The 21,096-nt window shown below is 41.5% G+C and carries 14 protein-coding genes; 6 read left to right on the top strand and 8 right to left on the bottom strand.

The genetic code is table 11. From position 1 onward, the window contains the following. Positions 1–20 precede the first annotated feature (20 nt). Positions 21–1,712 carry a M56 family metallopeptidase gene (locus DW182_RS13540; protein ID WP_118295847.1) on the top strand — a complete coding sequence of 564 codons (1,692 nt, stop codon included), beginning with the start codon at positions 21–23 and terminating at the stop codon, positions 1,710–1,712. A gap of 99 nt (positions 1,713–1,811) precedes the next feature. On the opposite strand, the gene xpt is transcribed toward DW182_RS13540, so the two are convergent. The 5 genes from xpt to DW182_RS13515 all read right to left on the bottom strand — a co-directional run bounded on the left by xpt (position 1,812) and on the right by DW182_RS13515 (position 9,372). Continuing rightward, entirely contained in the window at positions 1,812–2,378 is a 567-nt protein-coding gene (xpt, locus tag DW182_RS13535) for a xanthine phosphoribosyltransferase (protein WP_118295846.1), read from the bottom strand. Between the two features lie 25 nt (positions 2,379–2,403). Beyond that, on the bottom strand, positions 2,404–3,753 hold the full coding sequence (gene rmuC / locus DW182_RS13530) for a DNA recombination protein RmuC (protein WP_118295845.1): 1,350 nt from the start codon (positions 3,751–3,753) through the stop codon (positions 2,404–2,406). Positions 3,754–3,755: 2 nt separating this feature from the next. After that, positions 3,756–4,610, bottom strand: a complete 855-nt coding sequence (map, locus tag DW182_RS13525; RefSeq protein ID WP_118295844.1) for a type I methionyl aminopeptidase — start codon at positions 4,608–4,610, stop codon at positions 3,756–3,758. 101 nt (positions 4,611–4,711) lie between these two features. Next, entirely contained in the window at positions 4,712–8,131 is a 3,420-nt protein-coding gene (locus DW182_RS13520; RefSeq protein WP_118295843.1) for an AAA family ATPase, read from the bottom strand. A gap of 23 nt (positions 8,132–8,154) precedes the next feature. Continuing rightward, a complete protein-coding gene (locus DW182_RS13515) occupies positions 8,155–9,372 on the bottom strand; it encodes an exonuclease SbcCD subunit D (protein WP_118295842.1) in 1,218 nt (405 codons plus the stop codon). 194 nt (positions 9,373–9,566) lie between these two features. Between DW182_RS13515 and DW182_RS22545 the strand changes: the two genes are divergently transcribed. After that, a complete protein-coding gene (locus DW182_RS22545) occupies positions 9,567–12,704 on the top strand; it encodes an ATP-binding protein (protein ID WP_007663137.1) in 3,138 nt (1,045 codons plus the stop codon). 413 nt (positions 12,705–13,117) lie between these two features. Here the strand turns inward: DW182_RS22545 and DW182_RS22540 are convergent, their stop codons facing one another. Further along, positions 13,118–13,459 (bottom strand): hypothetical protein, encoded by a 342-nt coding sequence (locus DW182_RS22540; protein ID WP_233564158.1) that lies wholly within the window; start codon positions 13,457–13,459, stop codon positions 13,118–13,120. Between the two features lie 120 nt (positions 13,460–13,579). Between DW182_RS22540 and araJ the strand changes: the two genes are divergently transcribed. The 3 genes from araJ to DW182_RS13490 are packed head-to-tail and all read left to right on the top strand — an operon-like array spanning position 13,580 to position 15,621. Beyond that, entirely contained in the window at positions 13,580–14,722 is a 1,143-nt protein-coding gene (araJ, locus tag DW182_RS13500; protein ID WP_115501845.1) for an MFS transporter AraJ, read from the top strand. Positions 14,723–14,779: 57 nt separating this feature from the next. After that, complete coding sequence (locus DW182_RS13495; RefSeq protein ID WP_118223577.1) at positions 14,780–15,199, top strand: hypothetical protein; 420 nt, start codon at positions 14,780–14,782, stop codon at positions 15,197–15,199. 11 nt (positions 15,200–15,210) lie between these two features. Further along, positions 15,211–15,621 (top strand): hypothetical protein, encoded by a 411-nt coding sequence (locus DW182_RS13490; protein ID WP_007663127.1) that lies wholly within the window; start codon positions 15,211–15,213, stop codon positions 15,619–15,621. A 72-nt stretch (positions 15,622–15,693) separates the two neighbouring features. On the opposite strand, the gene DW182_RS13485 is transcribed toward DW182_RS13490, so the two are convergent. Beyond that, a complete protein-coding gene (locus DW182_RS13485; protein ID WP_007663126.1) occupies positions 15,694–16,605 on the bottom strand; it encodes an RluA family pseudouridine synthase in 912 nt (303 codons plus the stop codon). A gap of 39 nt (positions 16,606–16,644) precedes the next feature. Continuing rightward, positions 16,645–18,075: a 23S rRNA (uracil(1939)-C(5))-methyltransferase RlmD gene (gene rlmD, locus DW182_RS13480; RefSeq protein WP_117692052.1), complete on the bottom strand. Its 1,431-nt coding sequence runs from the start codon at positions 18,073–18,075 to the stop codon at positions 16,645–16,647. Between the two features lie 200 nt (positions 18,076–18,275). On the opposite strand from rlmD, the gene ppdK reads away from it, so the two are divergent. Beyond that, positions 18,276–21,002: a pyruvate, phosphate dikinase gene (gene ppdK / locus DW182_RS13475; RefSeq protein ID WP_117692049.1), complete on the top strand. Its 2,727-nt coding sequence runs from the start codon at positions 18,276–18,278 to the stop codon at positions 21,000–21,002. Positions 21,003–21,096: the final 94 nt, after the last annotated feature.

Genomic DNA, 21,096 nt, shown 5'->3' with positions numbered 1-21,096 from the left:
ACCCAGTAAATAAAAATATCATGGGAACTATCTTGTTTTATATATTTGAGGCTACCTTATGTCTGACAATCCTGTACTTTCTGTTCAGATTATTTTTCAGGAAAGATACACTGTTTCGTACGAACCGTTTTTTGCTGTTGATGGGAACAGTGGTATGCACATCACTCCCGTTGTTGCAAATAGATGTTCCTCAATATACAACTTTGCAGTTGCCGATAACTGCCGTAAGACATTTATTGACTGAAAAAGATGTGAATATTGAAAGAAAGGGAAGCGTTGATGAAAAACATTTGTTCGGAGAAACGAACCTTTTTGTGGCAGGGAAAGGAGATGATACAGAAGAAAATCATGCAAATGTGATTCATACTATCCCTGTGACTCTACTGTTAGGTGGTTGCTATTTTATTGGAGCTTTGGTTGTATTTACCTTTCTTTTGTTTTCTACTATCCGTATGCGCCGGCTCATTCATAGTTACCCTGCCTGTAATTATGGGAAATATAAATTGATTATCTGTCCTGAGAAGATCGTTTCTTTCAGTTGGGGGAATACGATTGTTCTGTCACAAGAAGATTATGAACGGAATCCCGGAGAAATATTGTTGCATGAACAAATGCACCTGCAACATAGGCATACATGGGATTTACTTTGGATGGAATGTATCATGATACTTCATTGGTTCAATCCTGCCGCATGGCTCCTGATGCGTGAACTTCGTGAGGTGCACGAGTATGAAGCCGATAATGGCGTTATTAATAATGGCATCGATGCAACAGAATATCAACTTTTGTTAGTGAAAAAATCCGTGGGTACAAGGCTCTACTCTATGGCTTGCGGATTCAATCACAGCAAACTTAAAAATCGTATCACTATGATGTTAAAAAGAAGAACAAACAATTGGGCACGTTTGAAGCTATTGCTTTTTGTGCCTGTAGCTGCTGGGACGCTTTATGCTTTTGCGCGACCAGAAGTGAAGAAAACAATGGGACAGGCGATAAACACGTCTGTGAGTGTGAAACAAAATCCGGTTCAGGAGAGCGAATTGCAACAGTTGGAAGCATTCTTCGAGCGTAAGGCTGAAGATGCTGTGGGTGGAAAGAAGGAGTACCAGATTGAAAACCCGACGGAAACTTTTCATAGTTTTTTTGTGAACATGAATAATAAAATGATGCTGAATCAGGAGTTGATTAAGGAATATGATGTGGAAACTTTATCAGTCCGCCTCAAGGATCTCTTGAGGAAAGAGTATCGAAAAGTTGCGAATACGGACAAAAAACTGATTTCCGGATTATTTGTAAGATATGACCGTGGCTCATCATCCACTGCTATCACTTCTTATCTGCGTACCATAAAAGAGGCTTATCTACAAGTTCGTGGAGAAATTTCCAAAGAATTGGGCGGAGTTTCCGAGGCTCGTTTGGATAGTTTGCTTCCTATATTCGTTTCTTTTGGAGAACCTAAGGTTTACAGTTCTAAATATAAGACGGCTTCGGATATATTTTTACCTATAGAAGTATCTTTGTATCCAAGAGGAGGTATAAGCTCAGTGATAAAGAATCCTTCTCTTCAGGAATTGGAATTAAAGCTAAAGGATTACAAAACGATTGCCAATAGCGTTGGATTATCAGTGGGACTGAAGTTTGATAAAGATGTTACTATGGGAATAGTCCAAGATGTGAAAGAAGTTATTCGGAAAACTTTATCCGATAAATAATGCTTTACTGAATTTAAGATATACCCCAGCTATTAATTTACAGCCAGTTTGTTCATGAATCAACAAGTCGGCTGTAAGTTAATAGATGATGAAACACTTTTATCTAATCTTTATTTCACAATTATCCAGACTTTCAATAATCGCCAGGGATTCCACATGTATACCTTGCTCACGCAGTTCATCTCCTCCATGTTGAAAAGCCTTTTCTATAATGAAGCTCATACCTACCAGTTCGGCACCGGCCTGTTTCACAAGCTCCATAATACCTTTAGCTGCATTTCCATTGGCTAGGAAATCGTCTATAAAGAGTACCCGGTCGCCCGGACGAAGAAAATCTTCACTGACACATACATCATACGAGCGTTGTTTGGTGAAAGAATAAACAGAGGTCACCAACATATTTTCCATGGTACTGGGCTTTTTCTTTTTGGCAAAAACTACGGGTAGTTCCAATAGATAACCTACCATGATAGCAGGAGCAATGCCACTGGCCTCTACTGTGATAATTTTGTTGATTGAGGTAGAAGCAAAACGTCTGACAAATTCCACACCGATAGATTTCATCAAAATAGGATCCATTTGGTGGTTGATGAAATTGTCTACTTTCAGTATACCTCCCGGGTAGCATTTTCCATCCTTCAGGATACGGTCTTTCAGTATTTTCATGTTTTATATATCTTATTTTAAATGCCTATTTCATTGGTTCGGTTTCCTCTTCCTCTGATTCTTCTTCCTGAGGCAACAGCCTTGCTGATATCCGTTTTTTAGGAGTAAGACTCATGTTACGCAGAAGTTCAGCTTGCCTTACCACACTACCGTTGCCATCAGAGAGCTGGTTGTATGCCTTGTCATAATCTCTCTGCATCCCGTTCAGACTGTCGCCGATACGCAGGAAAGTATCTGTAAATCCGGCAATCTTTTCGTAAAGCAACGTTCCTCTTTTGATGATATCCTGCACGTTCTTTACTTGATTTTCCCGTTTCCAGAGGTCGAGAGAGAGGCGGAGTGCGCTGATCAGATTGGTAGGGCTCATTAATACCACCTTCTTTTTATAAGCATACTCCCATAAATTAGTATCCGCTTTAATGGCTGTCAGGTAGGCTGCTTCAGTAGGAATAAACATCATTACAAAGTCCGGCGCTTTAGCGTCATAATGTGAGTAATCCTTCTGACTGAGTTCATCGACGTGAGCTCGTACCGATTGCAGATGTGCCTTTAGCCAGCGTGCCTCTTCATCTTTATTTTCGGCCGAATTATAAGCAGCATAGGCAGTTAGCGACACTTTAGAGTCGATAATCATTTCCCGGTCGTCCGGATACCTAACAATAATATCCGGCTGCATTTTCTGACCGCTTTCTTCATTGGTCAGCATTTCACCTTGCTCGTTTTTTAGGAATTCCTGACGGAAGTAGTGTTCACCTTCTATCAACCCGGAGGCTTGCAACAGGCGTTCCAGTATCATTTCTCCCCAATTACCCTGTATCTTGGAGTCGCCTTTCAAGGCACGGGTCAGGTTGTTGGCATCTTCACTGATACGATTGTTTAATTCTACCAGATCCTTGATGCGTTCTTCCAAAGAAAAACGTTGTTTCGACTCTTTGTCATACACTTGTTCCACCTTTTCCCGGAAGTCTTTCAGGTTTTCTCCCAAGGGACGGAGCAAATTGCTGAGGTGTTCTGAATTTAGCTTAGTAAAATCCTCTGCCTTACTCTTGAAAATCCGATTGGAGAGATTTTCGAACTCTGTGCTCATACGTTTGTGTAAGGCTTCCGCTTCTTCTACTTGCAATTTCAGGCGCTCTTCCCATTGTTTCTGTTGTTCTGCCAATCTCAGATTGAAAGATTTTTCCTGCTCTGCCAGCCGTTCGGTTGTTATGGCTTTTTCACGTGAAATCCGTTCTTCTACCGTACGATTCAGTAACTCCTCGCGTTCGCGGGTGGCTTGCAGTTGTGCGGATAGGGCAGCACTTTTTCGTCCGGCTATTAAGTAACCTATACCGGCACCTACGATGAGTCCGATAATCAGGAAAACAATATCCATGCCTATTCAGTCAGTATTTCGTTGCCATTCTCAGTAATCAAAATCATGCTTTCCCACTGTGCTGAGGGGAGCCCGTCGTCAGTGCAGACTGTCCATCCATCGACTTCATCAATGAAGACTTCATAAGTTCCCATATTTATCATTGGTTCGATGGTGAAAGTCATTCCCGGAACGATAAGCATTCCCGTACCGCGCTTGCCAAAGTGTTCTACGTCCGGTTCTTCATGGAACTTAATTCCTACACCGTGTCCGCACAAATCGCGTACTACACTATATCCATTTTTCTCGGCATGTTCCTGAATGGCTGCGCCTACATCTCCGAGACGTGCCCAGGGTTGTGCTGTTTGTACGCCTATGTCACGACATTCCTTTGCCACTTGTACCAGACGTTGCAGTTCCGGTTTCACTTCTCCAATCATGTACATGCGTGAAGCGTCCGAGAAATATCCTTTATAAATAGTCGAAACATCCACGTTCACAATATCTCCGTTACGCAGAAACTCTTTGGTACTCGGTATACCATGGCATACGACATCATTGATGCTTGTACATACACTTTTAGGGAAACCTTCGTACATGAAAGGGGCCGGAATGGCATCATGATCTGTTGTGAATTCATATACTATATGATCTATCTCTGCTGTCGACATCCCTTCACGAATATTTGCCGAGATATAATCCAGCAATGCAGTATTGATTTTTGCACTTTCGCGAATACCTGCCAATTGCTCCTCAGTACGCAATAAATGGCGTGACGGTAATTTGTAGCCTTCCTTTTTATAGTGCTGAATTTTCTCTTCTACTTCGTCGGAATAATTTTTAGGAGTAAACCGGACTCCTTTTATGAACTTTTTCATTGTCTTCTTCTATTAATAGTTGCTACAAAAGTACACAATAATATAGTGTATTTGTACTTGTAGGCACAGAAAATCGTTCCTTTCTTTGTCACAATACCTATTTATAGGGTTCTCACTGTGCTGATCTCACTTCTCGAATTATCGATTCGCTTTACCTGAATTTGGGTTTTGATCCGTTCGCGCAGCCCTTCTACATGACTGATGATGCCTACTTTCTTGCCACCCATTTGGTGTAGCTTTTCCAAAGTATCCATCACTGTATTCAGATAATCGCTGCTCAGTGTTCCAAATCCTTCATCGATAAACAGTGTATCTACTGACAGGCTGTGGCGGCTGAGGGCAGAGAGTCCTAAGGCGAGTGATAAAGATACCAGAAAGCTCTCTCCACCGGACAGGGTGCAAGCTGGACGTGGCGCGCCTCCCTGATAAAAATCGCGCAGCAAAATAGTGAGTGAACCAGCCTGGCATTCCAATTCGTAGCGCTTGGTGAGGTGTTTCAGGTAGAAATTTGCTCCATTGAGCAGCTCTTTCAGTACAAAACTTTGTGCGATGTTTCGGAAATTCTTTCCTTTCTCGTCACCAAAGTGATGGCAAAGACGGTCCCATTTTAAGTACACTTCCCGCAATTCGTCCGCACGTTTCTTCTCGTCCTTTATCCGGGCGATGTTCTTAGTGTTCTCTTCCAATTGGATTTTCAGCCGTATGAGGGCCTGATTGCTTACTGCTATTTTCTCATCTAAAGCTATGATAAGGCTGTCCAGACTTTCAAGGTTTTCTTCCTCTTTCATTTCCGGTTTCTTGCTTTGGTGTTCTTCCAGTTGTCCGGTTGTTAGCTTGAAAGCACTTTGTGCGGCTACTTCTTCATCTTTAAGCCTTTGTTGACTGGTACGCAAGTTCTCTATTTGCTCGCTAGGGTAGGAGGAAAGAGCAATGAGGCGTGCTTCGTTCATATCCGGATGTATAGTATAGAATGCTGTAAGGTTGGCTTGCAACTCGTCGATGTTCTTTCGGACAGATGAAATGTTTTGTTTCAATCCGCTGACTTCAGAGTTCAGAGTATTCCATGCCATTCCTAGATTTTTGATTTCCATCCTTTCCTCTATTGGCAGGTTTTTCCATTCGGGAAATGCTGTACAGATCAGATTCTGCGTTGCTGATACACTGTCCAGTTCTTTCTCTATGAGGGAAATGGTTGTTTTTAATTCCGATTGCCTGTTCTGTGCCAGTTTATAATGTACTGCAGACTTTTGTAAGCGTTCGATAAATGAGGTAGGAGCAGTACTCCATTCTGTTTGCCATCCTTCCCAAAGAATAAGTGGGCTGACACGTTCCAGTGTGGTGCGAATGATATCCTTCTCACTTTCGGTTAGCGAATGTTTATTAGTGATATCGTTTTTTAGTTTCATCAGATTCTTGTCAGCAGTATCGAAAGCATTTCGGGCGGCCTCCACTACTTTCTGAAGTTCATCTTTTAAGTACTGCAATCGGGAAATATTGTTGGAGAGAATTTGTACTTCGTTCAATCTGGCATTGATGTCTTTAAGGTGCTGTTCATTTTCTTGAATTTGTCTTTCCAGGATATCTCTGGTATCATTTGAGATTATTAGAATATTACACTGACGGCATGTTTCTTCAGCTTCAGTTTGAATAAATTCATATCCTTTCCGGGCCTTATCTGTAGCCAGACGACTCCCTGCTATCATATCCTCATAAGTTCTGGTCTCCGTCCGGTTGCTATTCAAAGTTTGTTCTGCTTCCTTGTACTCTTTCTCTTTTGTCTCCAGCGATTGCTGGATAGGTGCAAGTACAGACTGAAAATCTTCATCCTTGCTGAGTGATTCTATCTTTTGACCACATACCGGACACATATCTCCTACAGAAAGACGGGCACGGGCTTCTTGTGCCCATTCTTCCACAGCTTCTTTTTGTTTGTCGTAGAGTATTTTGATCTCATCATAGGCTTTCTTTTTAGTGTCGAATCTGTTTCCCAGTTCTTCGTGTTGTTTTTTTCTGGCTTGCAGTTTTAGTTCCAAAGATCTCAGGCTTTCTTCGGCTATATTTAAGGCTGCTTTTTTCTCTCCTAATAGTATCAGGGCATTTTGGGCTTTTAGCAACTTTTCCTTAGTCGTTTCCAATGCATACTTCTTTTCCTGTAGGACATTTCGATTCATGGATTCAAGCTGGGCATTCAATAAGTTTATCTCTTGCTGCTTAATCTGATTTTCTTCATTTTTCCGGTTGAAGTCATTTTTCTTATTCGTGCGTTCTTGCTCCCGGATAGGCTGCTGCCGGGACAATTCTGCTATTTGTTTTTTGTAGGCAGCGATGCGTGAATGAGCAGAAAGCACAGCATTCAGGTCTGTAACGATGGACTGACTTTGCTCGAACATAGGTAGGAGCGGGGCGTGAGCTTGCAAATATTCTTCGGCAAGTATTAGTTTTGCTTGCAATTCTTTCAGATTTTCCTTCAGCCAGGAACAACCACTACTGAGGTAGATGAAACTCTTTTTCAACTTTTCAGTTTGCTCTCTGTCTTTTTTCTGTTGCTGTTGTTGCTGTTTGAGAGAAAATAACCAGTTACGGGCATCTGCAGTATTATTCCAGTCTTTTATCAATAGTTCTTTTTGCAGGAAGTCATCCGATTGCAATTGTTCCTTTTTCGTTTCCCAGTTCTTTTGTTGGTTTTCTTGAGTGAGGATAAGCTCAGCAAACCGCTTCAGCCAGTCACGTTTCAGGACTGCTGTATTCTTTTGTACGGTATTTCCATTGATTTCAGCATTTAGCGTAGTTGTAGTTTCGGAAATTTCATTTATCTCTTCATCAGTCAGCACATGGATACCTTCCAGTTTTTGGTTCTGATTCTCATATTCTATGCGTTTCTCTTTGGTGATGGCGTAAATCTTTGCACCTATTTCAGAATAGATTCCGGTACCTGTCAGTTTCTCCAGGATATCCGATTTTTCACTTTCCTTACTCTGAAGAAATTTGGTAAAATCTCCTTGTGCCAGGAGAGTAGTACGGCAGAATTGCTCAAAACTTAACCCTACGGCTGCTTGTATTTCGGATTTTATCTCATTTTTCTTAGTGATTTGGAGATTCGTTTTCCGGTTCTCTAATGTCCACTTTGCATCTTGAATGGCACCCGATGCTTTTCGGTGTGCACGGGCTACGTACCACTTGGCAATATAAGGTATCTCGTTTGAACCGGTGAACTCCAGTTCCGTCCACGCCTCGTTGGTATTTCTGCGCATCAATTGGCGGCTGTCGTTTATTGACACATCCTCTTTCTTAGAAGAAAAAGTTTGCCCTATGTCCCGGTACTTTTCGTTTTCTGCCCGTTCCATGCGCGGCGTTTCATTGTAGAGTGCCAGGCAAATGGCATCGAGTAATGTTGTTTTGCCGGCACCCGTCTCCCCACAAATCAGAAACAGGGATTCTTCGCTCAGTGGTCCATTCTCAAAGTCAATCACAGCATCTTCTATGGATGCCAGATTTTTTATAGTCAGTTTTTGAAGTTTCATGATTCACTACAGATTATAGGGAATTAATGCAGATTGCTTTTCTCTTTTACCTTTTGTACGACACTATTCATCAGTTCGCAGAGTTCCTCATCCATTTCTTCTCCTTCTGCTTCCTTAAAATAAAGTTTTGCTATTTCCAATGGGGACATTTCCTGCATTTCCTGAATAGAGATATGCTTGGTTTCATCCTCTGAAGTGTGCTTCTCCCGGTTGGGCTTGATATAACAGAATTTGCAGTTTTTCCCTTTTACCGCGCTCGATGCCCGTTCGTTGCAGTCGGGCGCCAGGTAATCTTTTATCAGAACATTCAGGCGGATATAAGCCGGTTTGTCATCCGGGTATTCCTCCAGCAGTTTTATAGCTTCTTCAAAATCTACAGCTTCCTTGGGTAGCGTGATGAGTGGCATCGGATTCTCTATTTCAATTGTTTTGATCTGAGGTGCTTTTTCTCCTTGTATTTCAACAATGGAAACAGAATGTGGATAAGTCTCGTCGAAGCTGACAGACAGGGGAGCACCACAATATCGTGCACAAGACCTGCTTCCTTTAATGTTCTGTGAGCAATGGATGTGACCGAGTGCCAGATAATCGTATCCTTCACCCATTGCATTGATAGGGACATATTCTATTCCGCCTACGGTTTCATCATGTCCCGTTTGGTCACTGCCTTCTATGGAAAGGTGCGCCATCAATACAACAGGCAGTTTTTCCGCATTCATTTTCTCTACTTCATCCTGCAATGCTTGGAAAAAGCGTGTCTGCCGTTCTTCGCGGGGTGTTTCTGTGTCCAGTATCGGGAAATTCTGCGGATAGACGTGAGGTACGGCTATAATATATCCTTTTAGTATTCCTCTTTCATCTTTCACTTCCACGATATGTTTTTCCAGATTAACTTCTTCCTGGTTTCGTTCTATGTTTCCTACTACCTTTACACCGAAATGGTTCCACAGACTACTGTCTATCTCTAATTTCGAACTGCTGTCGTGGTTTCCGGCAGTTACTACAATTGTCATTCCGGGGCATGCCCTGTGAATTTCGAGCATACCGTCTGTGTACATCTTCTGGGTACTTGCCGATGGGGTGGAGTAGTGGTAGATGTCTCCGCTGACTACCATTGCATCTGGTTTTTCTTCTGCAACAATGTGGGTGAGTTGTTTCAGGAATGCTTGTTGCTCGCGACTGCGGTCATAGTTGTATAGTGTATGTCCCAGATGCCAGTCGCTGGTATGAAGTATTTTCATGATTTTACTATTTTATTTTTTCAAATGTACATAGAATATGGAAGATACGCAATTCTCTTTAAAAATCTCTTTACTAAAAACTGGGAATTCTCTGATTTTTAATTAGTTTTGCAATCTAATTTCTCTATGATGTAGGCCTTTTGTTCCTTGTGTGGTAAAGAATGGATACACTTGTAGACTAAACTGTAATTCCGATGAAATATTTGCAAATAATAATCAGAGTGTTTATTATATTGGTTGTTTTTCTTTTGAATGCTGTTAATGTATTTGGCGAAGTCTCCTCGGCATTTAAACCCGGAAATGAAGATAGGATATTGATTCTCAATGCATACAGCGGATCTTCCCGTTGGAGTAACGATTTTATTATCCCCATTTATAATTCTTATCAACATAAAAACTCTCCTTATGTAGTGGATGTGGAACACATGGGAGGGCAATTTATGCACCTGCAAAATACGGAAGATTTATCAGAATACAAAGAAAACCTTTTTGGAAAATATGCAGACAATCCTCCGAAACTCTTGCTCCTCTTGGGTAGTGCCTCTTGGGGCTTGCTGAAAGAGAGTATAGAAAGGCAATGGAAAGATGTTCCCGTTATTCTCTGCACTGAGACGGATTATGTAGGGCCACAAGAGGCCTACTTGCACAGGCGAGCCATTGCGGCGGAAGAGAGAACACCTCTGACAGATTATCAAGGCAATCTGTCGCTGACTGTCTTTCATGTGCCTGCTTATCTTAAAGAAACTGTTCTGTTAATGCAGAATCTGATGCCTGAAATGGATGAACTTATCTTCTTGTCGGATGCCCGTTACATAAGTGCTCAGTTCCGTTCGGATTTAAAAGAGATTGTGAATAAAGACTTTCCGGAGCTTGAAATAAAAGATTATGTTGCTGGTGAAATGACTACCGATGAATTGGCTGATTCACTGGCCCATGCAGAGGAGAATAGTGGTGTTCTCTTTTGTTCATGGTATCAGGAAAATGCTCAAAAAGGGAATGCTGTATTGACCAATAATATTTCCAGAATCCTCAGCTATTATTCTTCTTCACCTATTCTTTCATTGGATAATACCGGATTGCAACGGAATGGTTTGGTAGGTGGTTACTTTTTTGATGAGAAGACAATCGGAAGGAAAATTACGGAAATAACTGCCGGCGTTTTATCTGATAATAACTCGAAAGGCATTCATGTGGTGAATTGTGGAACTCCCACTCCTATGTTCAACTATTACGATCTTACAGAAGCCGGATTGTCACCTAAGTTGTGCCCTTCTAATTCTGTTTTTTATATGATGCCTCCTTCTTTCTGGGAGCAACACAAATACAGTGTTATTTGGGGAATTACCACAATTCTGATTTTGTTTATGTGGATGTGGTTGTGGTGGTTGTATAAGAGCAGAAGAAAGCAAGCCGAACAGATAAAGTTGATGACCAGCTATCACAGTTTGTTTGAGAATATGCCCATCGTTTATTTGAAGCAACAGCTGGTTTATGATTCTGCCGGAAAGATTGTAGACTACATCACAGTGGAAGCAAATCCCCGCTTTGAGAAATACTTCAAGTCTATGGGGGAGGTCATTGGTAAAAGAGGAAGTGAAGCAGATCCGAAAGGTTTTGAAAGGATGTGTCACCTCTATAGTATGGTCAACTCTACTCAAAAGGAGCTTTCATACCAATACTATTACGAAAATATAGGCAATTATTTCAATGTAATTCTGACGCCCTCTAAACATAAGGGATACGTTGATGTATTCTGTGTGGACAATACCGAGTTAGCCGAGACACAACAGATGTTACGATCTGCTAATCATAAATTATCAATGTCGCTGGACGTGGCTAATATTGTTCCCTGGAAATGGGATTTGGAGAAAGGTACTATGCTTTGTGACGTAAACCGTCCGGTAGAGCTTAGCCATGATGATAGCATGATGAACGAGGAGCAACTTTCCGTACCCGACTACCAATATTTTGCCAAAATTTGCAAGGAAGACAGAGACCGGGTAAAGAGGGCTTATAAGGAGTTGACGGAAGGTAATGTTTCTAAGATCAGAGAAGAATATCGCGTGATAGTTCGTAAGAATGGAATATCGCGTTATGAATGGGTTGAGGCTCAGGCCACTGTGGATAAGAGGGATGAAAAAGGTAATCCGATTACTTTGGTAGGTTCTTCTCTCGTGATAACCGGACGAAAGAAAATGGAAGAAGATCTGATTACGGCAAAGGAGAAAGCTGAAGAATCAAATCGTCTGAAGTCTGCTTTCCTGGCCAATATGAGTCATGAAATACGTACTCCGCTCAATGCTATTGTCGGCTTTTCCAGTATCTTGGCAGATACGGAAGAACAGGAGGAGAAAGAGGAGTATATCAATATTATTGAGAATAATAATACGCTATTGTTGCAACTGGTTGGAGACATTCTGGAGCTTTCTAAGATTGAGTCCGGAACATTGGAATTTGTATTTTCCGATTTAGATCTGAATGCATTGTTTAAGGAGATAGAAGAATCTGCCCAACTTCGTCAGAAGAATGAAGCTGTCCCCATCCGATATATACCGGAAATGCCGGACTGTACTGTAAATATCGAGAGGAACAGGCTGACGCAGGTTATGACGAATATGCTTAATAATGCTATGAAGTTTACTTATAGTGGAAGCGTCACTTTCGGTTATCGACTGAAGGATACTGATTCCCTTTATTTTTATGTTACGGATACGGGATGTGGAATTGAAGAGGATAAGAAAGATACTGTTTTTGGTCGTTTCGTGAAACTCGATTCTTTTTCTCAAGGTACAGGATTGGGGTTGTCTATCTGCCAGAGTGTTGTCGAGAATTTGGGTGGTAGCATAGGCGTTGAATCGGAACCTGGCAAGGGCTCTACTTTCTGGTTCACTCTTCCTTATCATCCAGTGGAACTCAAGTCGACGAGAGAACAGAAAGAACATCGGTTAAGTAAAGTAGAGAAACTCACCGTTTTAATAGCTGAAGATAATGAAAGCAATTTCTTGTTATTTGAATCTATCCTGAAACGTAAATATAACATTCTTCATGCTTGGGATGGGGAAGAGGCAGTAGAATTATTTAAGAAATACAATCCTCATTTGATATTGATGGATATCAATATGCCTAAAAAAACTGGCTACGAGGCTACGCAGATCATACGTGAAATATCGCCGACTGTTCCTATCATGGCAGTAACGGCTTATGTCTATGCAGAAGATGAGGAACGCATCCTGAATAGTGGTTTCGATGCGTATACTTCTAAACCTATCAATGCACAGAAATTGCAGAGTGATATTGTAGATTTGCTTAAGAAGCAGTTGATCTTCATGTAATCTTATCAGGGAATTGAGCATAAAAAAAGAGCTGTACTGTATCCTGAGTAATCATTAAAAAATAATTTGGTATAAATGGGTATTTTGTTTCCCGGTAGGAGAAATATTTTTTCTCAATAGGAGAAAAATAATTTAGTAACTTGTTGGCAGAATTAATGGTTTCCTTTTCGTGCCCAAAAGGAATCAGGGCCGGGGATGGGCAGTATCAGGCTCGTACCAACTCCGTATCAAATTCGGTTAGAAGTACTCCTATCCGGGGATGGTATGGAGCAAATAGGGACTTGAACCCTTTTTGATACGTCTCTAACAGGGTGTAGTCCTGCCGCAAACATGATTTTTGCGTAATAGTCTATGCTGTTTTATATATCTTAGCTATCTTTGCCTACTAAAATATTTAAAGCTACAAGAATATGTTAGGTCGTATCATTGCAATGGTCATAGCTGGAGTTATTATAGTTTATCTGGTTCGTTGGATAGATAACTTTTTCTCCGGATTCCGAAAATGAAAGATATAATAAGCCCCGAAACTTATGATAAATTTCGGGGCTTGTTATGTTCTTTTGCGTTTTCCACGCCGTTTTCACTTTTTTCGGTAAGCCATTTATAAAGAGGAGCAATGTCTTTCCCTTAAAGGTGGAAAGTGACAAATCTTCTCCATCAATCGTCTTGACTGTGAAGTCATAAAAGCTTTTTTGCTGTGCATGGGCAGCTATTGCTGTTATTGCCATAAATAGACTTATAATAATTGTTTTCATATTACTGTTCTGTCTATATATAAAAACAAAATGAAGCTATGAATAGTTTATTATTGGAATAAAAAAAACACTACCTTTGCACCCCGGTAAAAAGGTTAGTTTTTTGTAGGTAAAATAGGTATGAAGAAGAGTCTTATTGCATTAGCGTTCGGCACCTTGGGATTAGGGATTGCCGAGTTTGTCATGATGGGCATTCTGCCCGATGTGGCTAAAGATTTGGGCGTTAGTATTCCTGTGGCAGGGCATTTTATTTCTGCATACGCTTTGGGAGTATGTGTCGGGGCACCTACTCTGATCTTGGCCCGTAAACATCCACTGAAACATATTTTGTTGGCATTGGTGACTCTGATAATGATAGGGAATATCTGTGCAGCAATGGCACCTAATTATTGGGTGTTATTACTGGCTCGTTTTGTTTCCGGACTTCCTCATGGGGCTTATTTCGGTGTAGCTTCTATTGTTGCCGAAAAATTGGCTGATAAGGGTAAAGGTTCTGAGGCCGTATCTATCATGATTGCCGGAATGACTATAGCCAATCTTTTTGGAGTTCCATTGGGAACATCATTGAGTAATGCTATCTCATGGCGGGTAACATTCTTGCTGGTGGGTTGTTGGGGAGTGATTATTCTTTATTATATCTGGCGTTGGGTACCCCACGTGGAAGGGCTGAAAGATACTGGTTTCAAAGGACAGTTCCGTTTTCTTAAAAAACCGGCTCCCTGGCTCATTTTAGGGGCAACGGCACTGGGTAATGGCGGAGTTTTTTGTTGGTACAGTTATATTAACCCGTTATTGACGAATGTATCCGGTTTCAGTGCCGAAAGCATTACCGGATTGATGGTATTGGCCGGTTTTGGTATGGTGGTGGGTAATCTGGTGAGTGGGCGTCTTTCTGACCGGTATACTCCCGGAAAAGTAGGTACTACTGTGCAAGCTATGATTTGTGTTGTGCTGTTATTGATATTCTTCTTGTCTCCTTATCCGTGGTTATCAGCATTATTGATGTGCCTTTGTACTGCCGGCTTATTCGCGGTTTCCAGTCCGGAACAAGTGTTGATTATCCGTGTGGCAAAAGGTGGAGAGATGCTGGGAGCGGCTTGTGTGCAAGTGGCATTTAACTTGGGAAATGCCATCGGTGCGTATGTTGGTGGGCTTGCTATCAGTGGCGGTTATCGTTATCCGGCACTGGCAGGAGTTCCTTTCGCCATGGTCGGTTTTGTTCTGTTTCTGACCTTCTATAAGAAATATCAGGCGAAATATTAAAACATTTCGATATCTTTTCGTATTTTTGTCCACAGGTATTAACTAAACTTGATAATTATGAAAACTTTGAATTGCGTAAAAATATTATTGCTATGCGTCTTTGCTGTTGGTTTATTGTCTTGCGGGGATGATGTATATTACACGATGGAGAATAGTGACAAAAAGCTATGTGACAGAACCTGGATAGATGAATATGAGACGGATGAGGGTTTGACATGTACTTATCAACTCAGATTCTTTAAAGATAATAATAAAGGGCAGGAACTTACAACCACCTATGATACCGGTGGGAAAACGACTGTTGACAGAGAATTTTCCTGGCGTTGGACAGATGATAGCAAGGAAGCTTTAAGACTCACTTTTTCAGATGGAAAAGTAAAGTACTTTGAGAATGTATGGGTACGTGATCATTACCTTAGTGGTAAGCTGGATGGAAAGGTGCTGATGATGACAGACTCCAATTATAATAATAAATAATACATGTAATTATGAAATCTTTAGTTTATAAATTATTGTTTCTCTCTGTGTTTATTATGGGATTTACATCCTGTGATGATAGGGAGGATACTGAATTTAACTTGCCTGGTGAATGGTACACTTCTGATGAGATAGATTTTGGAATATATACTTGGGGAAGAGGGACAGTTATGACGTTTAATGAACGTTATCAAGGTACTATTGGTTCAAAAGGGGATCCTAATTACCTTTTGTTCAGGTGGAGCTGGCTGGAAGGTTCTTATAATGTGATGGAATTGGAATTCTATGATGATGGTAGTACAGCTTATATTTGGGGAGCTCAGGCAGATGCTAATTCTTTCAGTGGTACTTGGTATAATAGCTGGAGGGAATATAAAGATGATATTAATGGGCAAAGCTTTTATATGCGTCGTGTAAGATAAAAAAGTATATTATATAAAAGAAATTGCGCAGATTGATAAAATTCACTTTATTAATCTGCGCAATTTCTTTTTTTATTTCTTCAGAAACAACTTTTTAAAATCATTCGGATAAGGCGTTTCAAACTGCATCAGCTCTCCTGTAACCGGGTGATAGAAGCATAATTTGAAGGCATGTAGCGCCAGGCGTCCGATAGGATTTACCTCTTCAAGTCCGTAACGCCCGTCCCCAACAATAGGATGTCCTAAGTCTTGCATGTGTACCCGGATTTGGTTTTTACGTCCGGTTTCAAGGTTTAGTTCCACAAGAGAATAACCATTGGCACGCTTAATAGTGCGATAATGTGTAATTGACTTTTGTCCTCCGTCATCTGTCGGACTGGAATATACATAAAGAGTACGATCCGTGAGCCAGGATATTATACAACCGGCATTCTTCTCCATCTCTCCCGCAACTACAGCTACATAACGACGGTCGGTTACAATCTCATGCCAATTATCACGCAGCGTACGCTGCGTTTTTTCATCTTTTGCAAACATCATTAACCCGGAAGTATCACGATCAAGGCGGTGGACAATATAAACGTTGCTGCCGCGTCCATTGGAGCGTTGCACATATTCATTTAGAATATGATAGGCTGTACGTTCCTTCTGGCGTTCACTGCTGACTGACAGTAAACCTTGCATCTTTTCCACCACTATGATATATGCATCTTCATATACGATCTTCAGCAATTTGTTATGAAACTCCTTTTTACCCTTATCACGGCTAATCTGTACTTTCATGCCCGGTTTTAGCGGAAAATTGTATTGAGTGGTTATCACACTGTCTACGAACACCACTCGTTTGCTGAGCAATGATTTTAGTTTGGTGCGACTGGCGTCCGGCATCTTGGCTGCCAGGAACTCCATAAGTTCCATCGGTTCATTTACTGTGTAGTCCGTATATTGAGTGCGGGCTCGTGCTACTATTTTTCCTCTTGCCACGTTGATAGTGATTAATGGTTAGTGATTAGTGATTAATTCTCAGTCTTCATTTCTTAATTCCAGAAGCACAACGTTTTCTACGTGGTGAGTATGTGGGAACATATCCACCGGCTGTACGGCTTTTACTTTGTATTTTGCATCGAGTAGTTGCAGATCGCGTGCCTGTGTGGCTGGATTACAACTTACATATACAATACGTTTTGGTTCGGCAAATAAGATAACGTCTACTACATCCTGATGCATACCGGCTCGAGGAGGATCGGTGATAATAACATCCGGTCGACCGTATTGGTTGATGAAATCCTGTGTTAGCATATCTTTCATATCACCGGCAAAGAATAAGGTGTTCTCAATGCCGTTGATTTCTGCATTTACTTTTGCATCTTCAATAGCTTCGGGTACATATTCGATACCGATAACCTGGCGGGCTTGTTTGGAAACAAAGTTAGCAATGGTTCCTGTACCTGTATAAAGGTCATATACCAGTTCTTTTCCGGTTAATCCCGCAAAATTGCGTGCTATCTTATAAAGGTTGTATGCTTGTTCGGAATTGGTTTGATAGAATGATTTAGGCCCTATTTTAAAACGTAATCCTTCCATTTCTTCAAAGATGTGATCTTTGCCTTTGAAAGTATATACCTCCAGGTCGGTAATAGTATCGTTACGCTTATTATTGATAATGTATAGAAGGGAAGTTATTTCGGGAAATGTATCAGCAACATATTGCAGGAGTTGTTTGAACAGTTGCAGTTCTTTTTCTTCTTCCTCTATTTTTGCAACGAGGATCACCATAAGTTCCCCGGTAGTGGAGGTACGGATAATCATATTGCGCAACATCCCTTCCTGGGTACGCAGATTGATGAATGAATAATCATGCTCGTAAGCATAATCGCGTACAGTATTCCGGATACGGTTGGATATGTCATCCTGTAACCAGCATTTCTCTATCGCCAGTACTTTATCAAAAGCATTGGGGATGTGGAAACCTACAGCATTCATTTGATCATATACCACATTCTGCTTAACTTCTTCTTCCGTCAACCAGCGTTTGTTAGAAAAGGTGTACTCCAGTTTATTCCTATAGAATTGTGTTTTCTCAGAACCGAGAATCGGGGAAATTTCCGGAAGTTCAATTTTTCCGATGCGGGTAAGGTTGTCAGTTACTTGTTTTTGCTTGTATTTGATCTGTTCGGAATAAGGGAGAACTTGCCATTTGCAACCACCGCATACCCCATAATGTTGGCAAAATGGGACGGCTCTTTCACGAGAATATTCGTGGAACTTCACTGCTACGGCTTCAGCATAATGATGCTTTTTTCTCTTAATTTGCAGGTCTACTACATCTCCGGGAACGACATAAGGTACGAAAATAACCAAATCATTGACCTTTGCGATGGCTTTTCCTTCGGCAGCCACATCCGTTATTGTCACTTTCTCCAGTAGGGGAAGTTCTTTTCTATTTCTTGCCACTTTTACACCAGTCTAATAAATTATTCTGCAAAAATAGACATTTTTTCGGGAATTCTCTCTATGAAGTGAAATATTAAAGATTGCAATGTCGAAATTGCATTTTGATAGAAAGTTTTTTCTCAAAAAGTTTTCTAGTATGCGAAATATACTTAGATTTGCGAACAGAAAAAAATCACAATCGAGAAACTTAAATTTATATTATGGACAAGAAAAGAGTTTATACCTTTGGTAACGGTCAGGCAGAAGGAAAGGCCGACATGAAAAATCTTTTGGGAGGTAAAGGTGCCAACCTTGCCGAAATGAATCTTATCGGGGTTCCGGTTCCTCCTGGTTTTACAATTACGACTGAGGTTTGTACCGAATATAATGAGATGGGGCAGGAAAAAGTTGTTGCTCTGTTGAAAGGCGAAGTAGAAAACGCTATAGCAAAAGTAGAAGAATTGATGTCTTCTAAGTTCGGTGATATAGAAAATCCATTACTGGTTTCAGTACGTTCGGGCGCTCGTGCTTCTATGCCGGGTATGATGGACACGATCCTTAATCTGGGGCTGAACGATGAAGTAGTAGAAGGATTGACACGTAAAACAGGCAATGCACGTTTTGCATGGGATTCTTACCGTCGTTTCGTACAGATGTATGGTGACGTGGTATTGGGCATGAAACCGACTAATAAAGAGGATATCGATCCATTTGAAGCCATCATTGAAGAGGTGAAGCATGCAAAAGGTGTGAAGCTGGATAATGAACTGGAAGTGGAAGACCTCAAAGAATTAGTAAAGAAGTTTAAAGCTGCTGTAAAGGAGCAAACCGGCAAAGACTTTCCGGCTTGTGCTTATGAGCAGTTGTGGGGCGCTGTTTGTGCTGTATTCAATTCTTGGATGAATGAACGTGCTATTCTATATCGTAAGATGGAAAGTATACCCGATGAGTGGGGTACAGCCGTTAATGTTCAGGCAATGGTGTTTGGTAATATGGGTGAGACTTCTGCTACAGGTGTTTGCTTTAGCCGCGATGCCGGTACAGGTGAAGACTTGTTTAATGGTGAATATTTGATTAATGCGCAAGGTGAAGACGTGGTGGCAGGTATCCGTACACCGCAGCAAATTACTAAAATCGGTTCACAACGTTGGGCAGAACTGGCAGGTGTTAGCGAAGAAGAACGTGCAGCCAAATATCCGTCAATGGAAGAGGCTATGCCGGAAATCTACAAAGAGTTGGATACTTTGCAGACTAAGTTGGAAGACCACTATAAAGATATGCAGGATATGGAATTTACCGTTCAGGAAGGTAAACTCTGGTTCCTCCAGACGCGTAACGGTAAACGTACTGGTGCAGCTATGGTGAAGATTGCAATGGATTTGCTGCGTCAGGGCATGATTGATGAAAAAACTGCATTGATGCGCTGCGAGCCCAATAAATTGGATGAATTGCTCCACCCCGTATTTGATAAGACCGCTTTGAAACAAGCCAAGGTTTTAACTCGTGGCCTTCCCGCATCTCCGGGTGCTGCTACAGGACAGATTGTCTTCTTTGCAGATGATGCTGCAGAATGGCATGCTGCCGGTAAACGTATCATAATGGTACGTATCGAGACTTCTCCCGAAGATTTGGCGGGCATGGCAGTTGCAGAAGGTATTCTTACTGCCCGCGGTGGTATGACTTCTCATGCAGCAGTAGTTGCTCGTGGTATGGGTAAGTGCTGTGTATCGGGTGCCGGTGCTTTGAATATTGATTATAAGGCCCGTACTGTGGAAATAGATGGTGTTCTGCTGAAAGAAGGCGATTATATTTCATTGAATGGTAGTACAGGTGTAGTTTATAAAGGTCAGGTAGAAACAAAAGCTGCTGAACTTTCTGGAGACTTTGCAGAATTGATGGATCTGGCCAATAAGTATACGAAACTTCAGGTACGCACTAATGCTGATACTCCCCATGATGCCGGCGTAGCTCGCAACTTTGGTGCTGTAGGCATTGGTCTTTGCCGTACGGAACACATGTTCTTTGAAGGTGAAAAGATTAAAGCTATGCGTGAGATGATCCTCGCAGAAGATGCGGAAGGACGTCGCAAAGCTTTGGCCAAGATATTGCCTTACCAACAAGCAGACTTTAAGGGTATCTTCCAGGCTATGGAAGGTTGTCCGGTAACTGTCCGTTTGCTTGATCCTCCTTTGCACGAATTTGTTCCGCATGATTTGAAGGGGCAACAAGAAATGGCGGACGCTATGGGGGTTAGTCTGCAATATATCCAGCAACGTGTAGAATCACTTTGTGAACATAATCCGATGCTGGGACACCGTGGATGTCGTTTGGGCAATACGTATCCTGAAATTACTCAGATGCAGACACGTGCTATCCTTGGTGCTGCTCTGGAACTGAAGAAAGAAGGTGTGGAAACCCATCCGGAAATCATGGTTCCGCTGACTGGTATCTTGTATGAGTTCAAAGAACAGGAAAAGGTGATTCGCGAAGAAGCTGCTGCACTTTTCGCTGAACTGGGTGACAGCATTGACTTCAAGGTAGGTACAATGATTGAAATTCCTCGTGCAGCTTTGACTGCTGACCGTATTGCTTCTTCTGCTGAGTTCTTCTCATTCGGTACAAATGACTTAACGCAGATGACATTCGGTTATTCACGTGATGATATTGCTTCTTTCCTTCCGGTTTATCTGGAAAAGAAGATTCTGAAAGTAGACCCGTTCCAGGTTCTCGATCAGAATGGAGTAGGACAGTTGGTACGTATGGCTACGGAAAAAGGCCGTGCTATCCGTCCGGATTTGAAATGCGGTATCTGTGGTGAACATGGCGGTGAGCCTTCTTCTGTGAAATTCTGCCATAAGGTGGGTTTGAACTACGTTAGTTGTTCTCCATTCAGAGTACCCATTGCACGTCTGGCAGCAGCGCAGGCAGCCATTGAAGATATGAAATAAAAGACTTCATAAATCTTATATTTATAGGCTGTAAACCTTTTTCAAAGAGGCTTACAGCCTATCTTTTTTAGAAAAAACATGTATCTATTGATCA

Origin of the sequence: Bacteroides sp. AM16-24 (genome assembly GCF_003471885.1) — a bacterium.
Classification (GTDB): domain Bacteria; phylum Bacteroidota; class Bacteroidia; order Bacteroidales; family Bacteroidaceae; genus Bacteroides.
Note: the sequence above shows the minus strand (reverse complement) of the source record. Positions and strands in the feature narration are given on the sequence as shown.